The sequence below is a fragment of the Nibrella saemangeumensis genome (assembly GCF_039541915.1).
Taxonomy (GTDB): Bacteria; Bacteroidota; Bacteroidia; order Cytophagales; family Spirosomataceae; genus Nibrella; species Nibrella saemangeumensis.
Window position 1 is genome coordinate 85,014 of record NZ_BAABHD010000075.1, and the last position, 12,010, is coordinate 97,023.

The 12,010-nt window shown below is 53.3% G+C and carries 9 protein-coding genes; 5 read left to right on the top strand and 4 right to left on the bottom strand.

Features of this window, described 5'->3' with window-relative positions:
* Positions 1-7: 7 nt before the first annotated feature.
* The 4 genes from ABD949_RS21440 to ABD949_RS21455 all read left to right on the top strand — a co-directional run bounded on the left by ABD949_RS21440 (position 8) and on the right by ABD949_RS21455 (position 3,353).
* The gene (locus ABD949_RS21440; protein ID WP_345246858.1) at positions 8-979 is read left to right on the top strand and encodes a zinc-dependent alcohol dehydrogenase family protein; all 972 of its coding nucleotides are present in this window, start codon (positions 8-10) and stop codon (positions 977-979) included.
* A 24-nt stretch (positions 980-1,003) separates the two neighbouring features.
* Entirely contained in the window at positions 1,004-2,119 is a 1,116-nt protein-coding gene (locus ABD949_RS21445) for an alkane 1-monooxygenase (RefSeq protein WP_345246860.1), read from the top strand.
* Positions 2,120-2,245: 126 nt separating this feature from the next.
* Entirely contained in the window at positions 2,246-2,938 is a 693-nt protein-coding gene (locus ABD949_RS21450; RefSeq protein WP_345246862.1) for a MotA/TolQ/ExbB proton channel family protein, read from the top strand.
* 22 nt (positions 2,939-2,960) lie between these two features.
* Positions 2,961-3,353: an ExbD/TolR family protein gene (locus ABD949_RS21455; RefSeq protein WP_345246864.1), complete on the top strand. Its 393-nt coding sequence runs from the start codon at positions 2,961-2,963 to the stop codon at positions 3,351-3,353.
* Between the two features lie 20 nt (positions 3,354-3,373).
* Here ABD949_RS21455 and ABD949_RS21460 read toward each other — a convergent pair whose 3' ends face one another.
* Positions 3,374-4,516: a mechanosensitive ion channel family protein gene (locus tag ABD949_RS21460; RefSeq protein ID WP_345246866.1), complete on the bottom strand. Its 1,143-nt coding sequence runs from the start codon at positions 4,514-4,516 to the stop codon at positions 3,374-3,376.
* A 182-nt stretch (positions 4,517-4,698) separates the two neighbouring features.
* Positions 4,699-6,030: a hypothetical protein gene (locus ABD949_RS21465; RefSeq protein WP_345246868.1), complete on the bottom strand. Its 1,332-nt coding sequence runs from the start codon at positions 6,028-6,030 to the stop codon at positions 4,699-4,701.
* 193 nt (positions 6,031-6,223) lie between these two features.
* Between ABD949_RS21465 and ABD949_RS21470 the strand changes: the two genes are divergently transcribed.
* The gene (locus ABD949_RS21470) at positions 6,224-7,375 is read left to right on the top strand and encodes a LamG domain-containing protein (RefSeq protein ID WP_345246870.1); all 1,152 of its coding nucleotides are present in this window, start codon (positions 6,224-6,226) and stop codon (positions 7,373-7,375) included.
* Between the two features lie 108 nt (positions 7,376-7,483).
* Here the strand turns inward: ABD949_RS21470 and ABD949_RS21475 are convergent, their stop codons facing one another.
* Together ABD949_RS21475 and ABD949_RS21480 are read right to left on the bottom strand one after the other, a co-directional pair.
* On the bottom strand, positions 7,484-8,932 hold the full coding sequence (locus tag ABD949_RS21475) for a DUF1501 domain-containing protein (RefSeq protein ID WP_345246872.1): 1,449 nt from the start codon (positions 8,930-8,932) through the stop codon (positions 7,484-7,486).
* 8 nt (positions 8,933-8,940) lie between these two features.
* Positions 8,941-12,010, bottom strand: a 3,070-nt coding sequence (locus ABD949_RS21480; RefSeq protein ID WP_345246874.1) for a DUF1553 domain-containing protein, incomplete at its 5' end; no start/stop codon positions are given.

A 12,010-nucleotide genomic window follows, 5' to 3' on the forward strand; every position in this document is an offset into this window, starting at 1 on the left:
CCATTCTATGAAAACAATCCTGTTCTACAAGAGCGGAAAGCCTGAAGACGTACTGGAAGTAGACGAGCGGCCATTACCGGAACCACAACCCGGTGAAGTTCGTATCAGGGTGATTGCCAGTCCGGTAAATCCGTCGGACCTGATGTTTATTCAGAACCTGTACGGTATCCGGCCTCAGTTTCCGTCCGGAGCTGGCTTTGAAGGGGTGGGTGTTGTTGATGCATTAGGCGAAGGCGTGCAGATGCGCACCGGCATGCGGGTGAGCTTTACGAGCATCGGCACATGGTCGGAATACGCCATTGCGCATCAGCGGAGTCTGATTCCGGTGCCGGACGCCATGCCCGATGAGGTGGCGGCCCAGTTGTTTGTCAATCCGTTTACGGCCTATGCCATGCTACAGGAGTCGGGTGTGCAGGCAAATCAATGGCTGATGCTAACGGCCGCCGGCTCGGCGTTCAGTAAAATGGTAATTCAGCTCTGTAAGATGAAGGGAATTAAAACTATCGGCACCGTTCGGCGTGATGACCTCAACGAGGAATTGAAAGAAATGGGTCTGACCGAGGTCATCAATACCGAAACCGAAAACCTGGCCGGCCGGGTCAAGCAGATAACCGAAGGCAAAGGAGTACACTGTGTATTGGATGCCGTTGGCGGCCATGTAGCTACCGAAGCGCAGAAATGTCTGAGCAAGGGGGGCGTTATGCTGATTTACGGTCTGTTAAGTTTACAGGACCCTACCCTCAATGCGGGTCTGATGATATTCCGGGAACTGACCATTAAAGGCTTCTGGCTGACCGACTGGATGCGCCGGGTGGATAGCCAAACGCGGCAGGGTGTGGCCCAAAATGTGATCAGCCTGCTGGCCTCGGGTAAAATTCAGCTGCCGGTGGAGGCTACTTATTCCCTGGATGAGATCCATCAGGCCGTCGACCATGCCGACCGGCAGGGACGCCATGGCAAGATTCTGATAAAAATGTGAGCTAAGGGCTAAACGTTACCCGCCATGAAGCCGCTGAAGAAGTTTGGGTTTTTGTGGTCGTACAGCCTGCTGGCGGTTATCGTCGGCAGTTATTACCTCGGCGGACCGGCCTGGACCTTTGCCGGGTGCGTATATACCTATGGTGTGCTGCCGCTGCTGGATGCGGCCTTTGGCAAAGACCGGGCTAATGTAGCCAGAGAGGATTACGAACGTGTAGTAGAGGACTGTTATTTCGATGTGCTGGTCTATTCGTTTGTGTATCTGCAATATGGCCTGCTGGTCTGGGGCTGTTGGATGCTGGTGTTTGACCCGATGACGCTGAAGCAGCAAGTCGGGCTTATGTTCAGCATCGGCATCTTTTCGGGTACCATTATCAATATTGCCCACGAACTGGGACATCGGAGCAGCCGCATTGCGCAGGTTCATGCAAAACTGGCGCTGTTGTCGGTCAGCTACATGCACTTCCTGATCGAGCATAATCGCGGCCACCATGTTCACGTAGCCACTCCGCTTGATACGGCAACGGCCCGCAAAAACCAGTCGTTATACGCCTTCTGGTGGCAAACCCTGATCGGCGGCTACTGCAGCGCCTGGCGTATTGAGAAGGGTCTGCTGAAGAAAGCTGGGCATCAGGTATGGAGCCGGCAGAACGAAATGCTTTGGTTCGTTATTCTGCCGGTATTGCTGTGTGTAGTTTTCACTACCGGATTTAGTCTGGCTGCCGGGTACATCGTCTGGATAGTAACCGTATTTTTTGTAGCTCAGTGCCTGATTGGTATTCTGCTGCTGGAGTCGGTAAATTACATCGAACATTACGGCATTATCCGCCGGGAGATTGCGCCCGGTAAGTATGAGCGGGTAAACCCGCTGCACTCCTGGAATGCGAGTCAGTATATCAGTAACCTGGTCTTGTTTCAGCTTCAGCGCCACTCCGACCACCACGCCTATGCGGCACGGCCAGACCAGGTACTCCGGCATTTTGATGAGAGTCCGCAGCTGCCGTTTGGCTATCCGTTGATGATCCTGATGGCAATGTTACCCCCACTTTGGTTTCGGCTGATGAATCCACGTCTGGCAGCCTGGAAAGCGAAAGCGTACAGTTCAGAAGAAATTTTTAAAACCCTTCGGCAGTTTGCTTGAATAAGTCTATAGGATGGGTTTTCTTTACGATTAGTAGTTACGGGAACAATATTTACAAGATTTGACTCGTTGAACTGCGAGAAGATTACGCTCAGCCAAGACATTTTAACTTCCTGCTTACCACATATGATATTGCTTCAGGTTCCTGCCGCTGACTCGACGGCTGCTGCCGCATCCACCGAACAAAGTCTGCAACTTTTCGATCTGGTAGCCAAAGGCGGTTGGGTAATGGTCCCCATCGCTTTTTTGCTGTTAGCGACAATCTATCTGATTATTGAGCGCTACGTGCTTATTCGTTCCCAGACCCGCATAGACGATGGGTTCATTGATAACATTAAGGACATGGTGCTGCAGGGAAATATCAAATCAGCGGAATCATTCTGCCGGAATCAGAAAACGGCAGCCGGTCGAATTCTGGAAAAAGCGATTGGCCGTATTGGTACGCCCATTAAGGAGATTGAGAGTACCATGGAAACCATTGGCCAGATTGAAATCTCCCGGCTGGAGCGGAATCTGGGCTACCTCGGTATTATTGCCGGTATTGCCCCGATGCTCGGGTTTATCGGAACCATCTCCGGTATTATCCGCATTTTCTATAACATTTCACTCTCCGATAACATCAGCGTAGGGATTATTGCCGGTGGTCTGTACGAGAAAATGATTACCTCAGGAGCCGGGCTGATCGTGGGGGTAATTGCCTACTGCGGCTACCACCTGCTCAACATGATGATTGAGAAGTTTACGCTGAAGATGGAGATCAACGCGTTTGAGTTTATGGAAGTGCTCCAGAAGCCTACCGAAATGGCGCGGGTGCGGTAATTGCTGAGACGGAGACAAAATCATGAAACTAAGAAGAAAAAGTAAGTTTCAGGCCGAAGTTGCCACCTCTTCGCTGAACGACATCATGTTCTTCCTGCTGTTGTTCTTCCTGATTATATCGACGGTGGCCAATCCGAACGTCATTAAGCTGATGCTGCCTAAGGCTTCCTCCACGCAGCAGTTGAGTAAAAAGCAGGTGACGCTGTCAGTGGATGGAAACAAGCAATACTTCATTGATAAGCGGCCCGTATCACCGGAAAACCTGGAAAATGAACTAAAGTCGATTATGGCCGGTATTGCTGAACCGACCGTGGTGGTGCGGTTCGACAAATCGCTGACCGTGCAGGACCTGGTCGATGTACTGCAAACGGGTGCCAAGCTGAACATCAGAATGGTTATGGCTACGTCGAAATAACCGATACGTAGGGTGTGTTTTCATAGCGCGGGAGGATTCTCCGGCGCTTCTTTTTTGTCCGGTAATCTGGGGGATGCGTCCACAAACTGGAGCCGGGTTTGCGGCAGGCTTTCCGGATGGTGTTCGCGCAGGTATTCAATCATCGCTTCCCGAATCAGACAGCGGAGGTCGAAGGCCTCGCCCGAGTTCCGGGCCGAGACCAGTACCCGCACCTGAATGCAGTCTGGCATGGTATCCGTTACCTGCACGGTAAGGACTTCGCCATCCCAGAGCGGATGGTCTTCGACCAGTTCCCGGCACTTATGCCGAAGTTTGTCGACGGGCACACGGTAATCAAGGTACAGCATTACGGCCCCCAGCACCGATGCCTGCGAGCGGGTCCAGTTCTGAAACGGTTTTTCTACGAAGTAAGTGATCGGCAGAATCAGTCGGCGCCGGTCCCAGAGCCGGACTACTACATTGGTGAGGTTAATTTCTTCAATCCGGCCCCACTCGTTTTCAACCACCACCACATCGTCTACCCTGATTTGCTGGTTAAAGGCAATCTGAATACCCGCCAGCAGGTTGGCCAGCGTCCGCTGGGCCGCAAAACCGACCACCACACTCACAATACCCGCCGAGGTAAGAATGCTCAGGCCCACTTTGCGTCCACCCTGGAAACTGAGCAGCAAAATAGAGAAGCCGATGATGACTACCCCGGTAGCTACCAACCGGCGAAAAAACTTTATCTGCGTTACATATTTCCGGATGTGCAGTTGGGTGTCCTGGCTGGTATCGTAGCCGCGTATCAGCAGCAACTCCACCACTTTGAGCAGTTGCACAACCAGCCATGTACACGCAATGATAAAGAAAGCTTCGGAAATAGTGCTCGCGATGGGGTGCCGGACCAATGCCCGGCGTTGCAGATTGGTCAGTATCAGAAAACAAAGTGCGGGCGAAAAGACATAGAACGCGTTGCGGACGTGCAGCCGCAGTAGACCGAGTGTTTCATGCTGCCCCCGGCGCAAAATAAACCGGACGATCTGCGTTACCAGAAAATTAATGATCAGGCCGGCCACCACCGCAATGCCCAGCAAAACCCAGCCCGAAAAAGCCCGGTTTTGCCGCAGCCAACGGCTGAAATCAGTGTACGCATCCGTCCAGTTTAGGTCGAGCCACTCCATAAGGTATACAATTACGGTTTACGAGTAAAAGGCTTTTCGGCCGAAAACTGTTTAAACTGACGCAAAAAACAAAAGCCTCCGTAGGTGGAGGCATTAGCCGGCTATGCTGGCAGCTTAAGCGTAAAAAGTCATTTATTGGCAGTAGTTGATTTGGTAAATTACTGAGTGATGTTGCGATTTTGTTAAAATGTTTCTGCATATACTACCGTCCCATCCAGATGCGACAGTTTGACATAGTTTACGGAACCAGTGCCTTCAAAGCCATACCGGATACCAATAAGGCGAGTGGGTAAATTGGGTATAATTGTTTCATAAGCCAGTCGATCGTTGACCCAAAGCTGTAAATGCCGATTTTTAGCGAGACAGCGGACGCTGGTCCAGCGCGATAAGTCGCTTCCAAAACCCGACAAATCGGCGGTTTTGCCATCAACCACTTTGCCGGCGATGAATAAACCTAACTCCGAAACACAACCCAGCTGACACAGGGGAACAACAATGACATCGTTTTCGAGCAGCAGCGTAATTTTGGTCTGCTGACAAACTGCCGACCCCTGCCGATAGTCATGTCGGACTTCGGTTTCGAATAGAAAATTGTCGCTGCGAAGCCCCTCAAACGGCGGTACGTTGCTGTAGCTTACCCAAAGCGGCTGCGGTTGCATTGGAATATTTCGTGAGGATAGCAAGGAGACCGGAACGCTCAATACCCCATTCCGAATAGATTCTTCCTGTGAGAAATACACGGGTACCGGTTCCCTGTTGACCGTTGTGACCCAGCCATCAGATGGAATCAGCAGATTGTGTTCCTGTACGACCGAATCGCCAACAACCAGTTTGGCCCTGAAAAAGCCGGGCTGGTAATAGATCGACGTGTAGGTGTGCTGTGCTTTGTTAACGCGAAATCGCCGTTTTTTATCCCAAGACTGCTGGATATAGACCGAATCAGTGGGGGATGCGGTGGCATCGTAGGTAAACAGAACGGAGTTAGGAATACCCCGTGTGACGGGACGACTGCTAAACGCAAACGACGACCCGGCAGGGGCTTTTGTAGTAGGTTTGGTACGAGAAAATGTGTTTAACCCCATCCAGGCTGCACAACCGACTAGCACCGCACTCCCCCAAACTACCCACCTCCCGACCGGGATTCGTCCGTATTTTTCGAGAGGTCGAGGAGGCATATCGTCAGTTGATGCTGCCGCAGGCTCATCGATCGGACGGATAGTTGCTTGCCTTTGTTCCGGGCCGTTGGAGTAGCTTTGTCTAAACGTCCGCCAATTTTCGTGGCCCAGAAAACGGGCGAGTGTATCCAGCGTCGTCAGGTTGGGCAAACTTTCGTATTTCACCCGGCCCCAGATACGTTTGAGCGTGGTTGGACTTAGGTTTATTTGAGTTTGCTCGAAAATTGTTTCGCTCAGTTCGCAGAAGTCCCGGTTAGTCCACACTTCGCTGTTGCCCCAGCCTAATTTCTCCTCAATAAGCCGGCGGCATTTCTCCAATAAATGGTCATCAGGTGTCATGAATGTGTTTTTGCTCTACTAATGCCCCTATTCTGCTGCCTTGTACAGACTTGCACCAACTTGCACAACGATTGAATGGCGCGTTCTGTGTGCAAAAGTCATCTTTGTTTCAGGTTAACCAGGATTTTCACTCATGTTTAAACAAGCCTATTGTTGCTTTTCAAAAAATAAGCTTGCAGAATTAGACTTCTTTATGAAACGAAATCAAATTGTCTTTATAGGACTCCTGCTCTTGTCGGTAAATAGCCTGGCGCAAAAGATAAAGAAACAGGTAGCCGCCGTGCCCACAGAATTTGCGGTACCCATGACCGCCGAAGCCTGGACGTTTAAACCCGATAAGGTAGAATTTATCACTCATAAAGGCGTGCCGACCATGAAAATAGCGCCCAACTCTGAGCAGGTGTCTCTTAAAAATGTCACATTTGAGAATGGGACAATCGAGTTTGATGTGGAACCGCAGGACCCGCGATTTATGGGCATTTACTTCCGCCAGAAAGATGCCAACGAATCAGAATACGTGTATCTGCGGGTTGTGCAGGCCACAACTAACCCACTGGCAGCCGATGCCATCCAGTCTGCGCCCTACATTAAAGGGGTTCTGCTGTGGGATATGATGCCGCAATTTCAGGGGCCTGCCCTCGTAAAAGTCAATGAATGGAACCATATCAAATTAGTCGTGTCGGGGAAGCAGATGCGCGTCTATGTCAACGACATGGCCCGGCCAGCGTTGCACATCCCATATTTAGAGGCCGATGCTACGTCGGGTAGTATTTCGCTTGACGGGGCTGCGATGGTCAGCCGTTTTGTGATAAAACCGGGCGTAGTGCAGGATGTTCCCAATGGCCCCGGCTACGATCCCACCCACACCGACCCGCGCTACCTGCGTCATTGGCAGATGAGTGCAGCCATTGATTTGCCGCCGGGCCAAGAAGCGGTTAGCCAAAGCTTACCTAAAGATGATATAGTCTGGACAGCCATCGACGCCGAACGGCAGGGGATGGTGAACATTACGCGGCAGTTGGGAGGTAGTACCAAGCGCCGGTTTGTTTGGTTAAAGACAAAAATTACGGCCAGCACGGCACATAAAGCATTACTGCGGCTTGGTTTCAGCGACGAAGTGTGGGGCTTTGTGAATGGGCAACCCGTATTTGTGGATAAAAACTTATATCGCTCGTCGGCAGGCAGAAAGAACCCCGATGGTCGGTGTTCCATCGACAATAGTTCGTTTGTGGTGCCACTCAAAGCTGGTGACAATGAGCTGCTGATTGGAATCGCCAATGATTTCTATGGTTGGGGCCTGGTGGCCCGGCTGGAAAGTTTAGAGGATATAAAAGCGTTGGAATAATTAGCTTTTTTTATCTCAGCCCGGTACCCTACTACTCTTACAGCCTATATCACAAAGCCTCCAAAGATGAAGGCTTTGTGATATAGGCTGTACAGCTAATTTGAGGTACTACGCCAGCAGCGGCTTCACTACTTTGCCGTGAACATCGGTCAGGCGGTACCGGCGACCCTGGTGCTTGAACGTCAGCTTCTCGTGGTCGACGCCCATCAGGTGCAGCACTGTGGCCTGGAAGTCATGCACGTGTACGGGGTCTTTGGCAATGTTGTAGCCGAACTCATCGGTTTCGCCGTACACCATTCCTTTTTTGACGCCCGCGCCCGCCATCCAGATGGTGAAGCAGCGGGGGTGATGGTCGCGACCGTAGTTGTCTTTTGACAGTTTGCCCTGCGAGTAGTTGGTACGGCCAAACTCGCCACCCCAGATAACCAACGTATCTTCGAGCAGACCACGCTGTTTCAGGTCCATAATCAGTGCGGCCGAGGGCTGGTCAACGCTCTTAGTCTGAATCTGAATGTCGTTAGGCAGGTTACCGTGCTGGTCCCAGCCCTGGTGGTAGAGCTGCACGAACTTCACGTCTTTCTCAATCAGCTTACGGGCCAGCAGGCAGTTGGCCGCAAACGTACCCGGCTTGCGGGAGTCGGGGCCATACATGTCAAAGATATAACTCGGCTCTTTGGAAATATCCAGCGTTTCGGGTACGGAGGTCTGCATCCGGTAGGCCATCTCGTACTGGGCCATCCGGTTATTAATTTCCGGGTCGAGCACCTGCTTGTACTGCTCCTGGTGCATTTGAGCCAGATAATCGAGCATGCGCCGGCGGCTGGTTTTATCAATACCCGGCGGGTTGTTCAGGTAGTACACCGGGTCGGGACCGGAGCGGAACACCACGCCCTGGTGGATAGAGGGCAGGAACCCGTTGCTCCACAATTTGGCGTACAGGGGCTGGTCGCCGTTGCGGCCTTTGGAGAGCAGCACCACAAAGGCCGGTAAATTCTGATTGTCGGAGCCCAGTCCATAACTCACCCAGGAGCCAAACGACGGTCGGCCGGCCTGCTGCGAGCCCGTCTGAAAGAACGTGACGGCCGGGTCGTGGTTGATGGCCTCCGTATGCATGGTCCGGATGAAAGACAGATCATTGACAACTTTGGAGGTATAAGGCAAGAGTTCGCTAATCCACATCCGGCCCGGACCGTACTGCGCAAATTTGAATTTAGACGCAGCCAGCGGAAAACGGCTCTGGCCGGCGGTCATGCCCGTCAGGCGTTGCCCCTTCCGCACCGATTCCGGCAGGTCCTCTCCCCACATTGTTTCCAGCTTGGGCTTATAGTCGAACAGTTCAAGCTGCGACGGGGCTCCACTCTGGAACAGGTAGATGATGCGCTTGACTTTTGGCGGAAACTGGGGTTTACCTAACGCTCCGCCTTCGCTGGGCGCGGCCAGTAAAGACTTCGGATTGAGCAGCGAGGCCAGGGCCAGCGAACCTAAGCCGATGCTGGTTTTGCCCAGGAAATTCCGGCGGCTGAGCTGATCATGAATCTCGTCTTCCAGGTTGTACATGGCTCCGGTTATCGTTTAATAATGGCTTCGTCAAAGTTCATAATCGTGCTGGCTACCACCGTCCAGGCCGCCAGGTCGGCCGCCGGCATACGCTTGTCGACCGGGTATTCGCCCACCGTAAGTAGTTCCTGGGCGCGTTTCGGGTTTTTCCGAAAATCGGCTAGTTCGTCGTTGTACAGTTGGGTCATCAATGCCACCTCTTTAGGCCGGGCCGGGCGGCTGATGATGGCCTTGAACAGATAGTTAATCGTGTTAGCAACAGTCTGTTCCGCAGATTCACTCCGGGTCTGCCCGTTGGCCGCAAACAGAACGGGAATTTTACCCTGATTTGCTGAGGCAAGTGTTGCGTTATCTGGGCGATTTCTGGATAGCGCTGTCGGGAGTGTCTGCGCCAACACCCTGGCCGCTTCAACAAACTGCGGGTCGTTGAGCGTCACCAGCGCCTGTAGCGGGGTAGAGGTCTTCTGGCGGTTGACAATGCAGAAGTGCCGCTCCGAAGCATCGAAATTAAGCATCATTGGCGGGGGCGAAGAACGCTTCCAGATGGTGTACATCGACCGGCGGTAGAGGCTGTCGCCGTGGTTCTGCACGTATTTGGTCGTGTTCCGGGTAGCCAGTGCTTCCCAGATGCCATCTGGCTGGTACGGGTGCACACTAGGCCCGCCTACCCTCCGGTTCAGCAGCCCACTGGCCGCTAAGGCATTGTCGCGCACCTGCTCCGCCGACATCCGGTAGCTGGGACCACGGGAAAGTAATGTATTATCCAGATCCTTCTCCCGCGCCTGGGGTGATACCGCCGATGACTGCCGGTACGTAGCCGACAGTACAATCATTTTATGGAACGCTTTATAATTCCACCCGCTCTCCCTAAAGTGGACCGCCAGGTAATCGAGCAGTTCAAGGTGGGAGGGGAGGGCACCCTGGTTGCCAAAGTCGTCGCTGCTCTTAACCAGCCCCTGCCCAAAGTACTGCTGCCAAACCCGGTTAACCATCACCCGACTGAACAGGGAGTTCTCCGGATGCAGCAGCCACTTGGCTAATCCCAGCCGGTTCTTAGGCAAATCTTTAGGAAATGCCATCAACTGCGCAGGTGTAGCTGGTGCCACCTCGTCGCCGGGGGCATCGTAGGCTCCTCGCTTCAGGAGGAACGTCTTGCGGGGAAACTTGCGCTCTTTCATCACCATCACCTGATCGGAGTTGGTGTAGAGCATCAGTTCTTCATTGCGCAGCTTCATGGCTTTGGCAAAAGCGGACTGGTAGCCGGCATCGTGGTTTGTTACGTAGTAGTTGTACAAACCGGTACGCTGAGCCGGTGTTCGTTTGGTTGCCGGTGTATAAAGGGCAGTGGTTAACGCATCCGGCTGACCGGCTAACTGCGGTATCTCAAGTGGTGTCAGGCAGCGGTTGTAAATCCGCAGTTCATCCACCGCATAATCCTTGGTGTAGTAATCATGCATCCGGCCAACGTAGAACGAGTGCTGCGCCCAGTGCGTACGGTCCTTGCCGTAAATCATGCTGTGCTTCAGGTTGTCGGTAATCACCTGCACTCGCATTGGCTTTCCGTTCATGTAGAGATGAAGCCCGGACGTGCGGCCCAGCCCATTGTACGTCATCGCCACGTTGAACCATTGCCTGACGGGTACCTTGTCGATGGTTTCAATATCAAGGGTGTTATCCGGCCAGACGTGGCTGAGGGTTAGTTTCAGACGTCCGTCCGGCAGCAGGTCGAGCTGGTAGCCACGGTTTCCGTCCATTGGGCCCGTGGTCCGGCCCATCAGGGTACCTTCGATGTTAGGCTTCGACAGGTTAAACCAACTGCTGAGGGTAAACGGCTGGTTTTGCTCGAATACGGCAAAGTCGCCGGGCAGGGTAATGTAGCTGTCGCCGGGCAGGTAGCGGGCCTTCCCAAAGCGCCCCGGCACGGTATACGGAAACTTATCCGGGTCGCCACCCAGGCGGGCCGGAATGGTATCGTTGACTGAGTTCCAGAACGCGTTGCGCGGGTCTTTGAAAAGTTCTTCTTTGGTTTTACGCTTCGCTACCTTCTTCTCCTCCGGCTTTTTCTCGCCGGGCTTCCGGCGGGCCTCTTCGCGCTTGCGTTTCTCCTGCTCCAGTTTACGTTTTTCTTCCTCCGCTTTGAGGTAGGCTTTAATGTCGCCCCGGTCTTCTTCGTCAAAGGTGTAATGGGCAATCAGGCCCGTATTCAGCGACGATACCGGATTGCGTTCGGCCTGGGTGAGCCACTGCGCAAAGCGTTGGTGGTACTCCGGCCGGTTGGGGTTAAGCTGCTGCTGTAGCGGGGTAATCTTTTCGCGGATGAACTTTAACTGAGCATCTACTTCGGGGGTAGTCAGCGTGATGGTCGGCGCGGCTTCACCATTGTAGGGAATCTGGCCCCGGTCGTTGTTGCTATTGAAGAAGGCGTACAGCGAAAAGTAATCTTTCTGGCTAATGGGGTCGTATTTGTGGTCGTGGCAGCGGGCGCACTCCACCGTTAACCCTAGCATGGCTTTGCCGAAGGTGTTGGTTCGGTCGGCTACGTATTCCACCCGATACTCCTCATCGACAATGCCACCTTCCTGACTTTGCTGGTGATTTCGGTTGAAAGCCGTTGCCAGCATCATATCTTTGGTAGGACTAGGGAGCATATCGCCAGCGAGCTGCCAGGTGATGAACTTGTCGTAGGGCAGGTTCTGGTTGTAGGCCCGGATGACCCAGTCGCGATAGGGCCACATAGTTCGTAAACCGTCATCCTGGTAGCCGTGGGTATCGGCGTAGCGGGCCACATCCAGCCACTCTGTAGCTTGCCGCTCCCCATAATGTGGTGACGCCAGCAGCCGGTCTACCACCTTCTCATAGGCATTGGGAGAGTTGTCGGCCAGAAACGCATCTACTTCGGCGGGTGTGGGGGGCAGGCCCGTCAGGTCCAGGCTCACCCGGCGCAGCAGCGTAGCCTTGTCGGCTTCGGCAGCAGGAGTGAGGCCTTTTTCTTCCAGCTTCTTCAGCACAAAATGGTCGATGGCGTTGCGCACCCAGCGCTTGTTCTTCACTGCCGGCAAAGCCACTTTGGTGGGGGCA

What these genes read in the sequence shown, in the direction of transcription:
- ABD949_RS21455 (WP_345246864.1), top strand. Translation starts at nt 2,961, where the DNA reads ATGAAACTAAGAAGAAAAAGTAAGTTTCAGGCCGAAGTTGCCACCTCT.
- ABD949_RS21475 (WP_345246872.1), bottom strand. Translation starts at nt 8,932, where the DNA reads ATGTACAACCTGGAAGACGAGATTCATGATCAGCTCAGCCGCCGGAAT.
- ABD949_RS21445 (WP_345246860.1), top strand. Translation starts at nt 1,004, where the DNA reads ATGAAGCCGCTGAAGAAGTTTGGGTTTTTGTGGTCGTACAGCCTGCTG.
- ABD949_RS21465 (WP_345246868.1), bottom strand. Translation starts at nt 6,030, where the DNA reads ATGACACCTGATGACCATTTATTGGAGAAATGCCGCCGGCTTATTGAG.
- ABD949_RS21440 (WP_345246858.1), top strand. Translation starts at nt 8, where the DNA reads ATGAAAACAATCCTGTTCTACAAGAGCGGAAAGCCTGAAGACGTACTG.
- ABD949_RS21460 (WP_345246866.1), bottom strand. Translation starts at nt 4,516, where the DNA reads ATGGAGTGGCTCGACCTAAACTGGACGGATGCGTACACTGATTTCAGC.
- ABD949_RS21450 (WP_345246862.1), top strand. Translation starts at nt 2,246, where the DNA reads ATGATATTGCTTCAGGTTCCTGCCGCTGACTCGACGGCTGCTGCCGCA.
- ABD949_RS21470 (WP_345246870.1), top strand. Translation starts at nt 6,224, where the DNA reads ATGAAACGAAATCAAATTGTCTTTATAGGACTCCTGCTCTTGTCGGTA.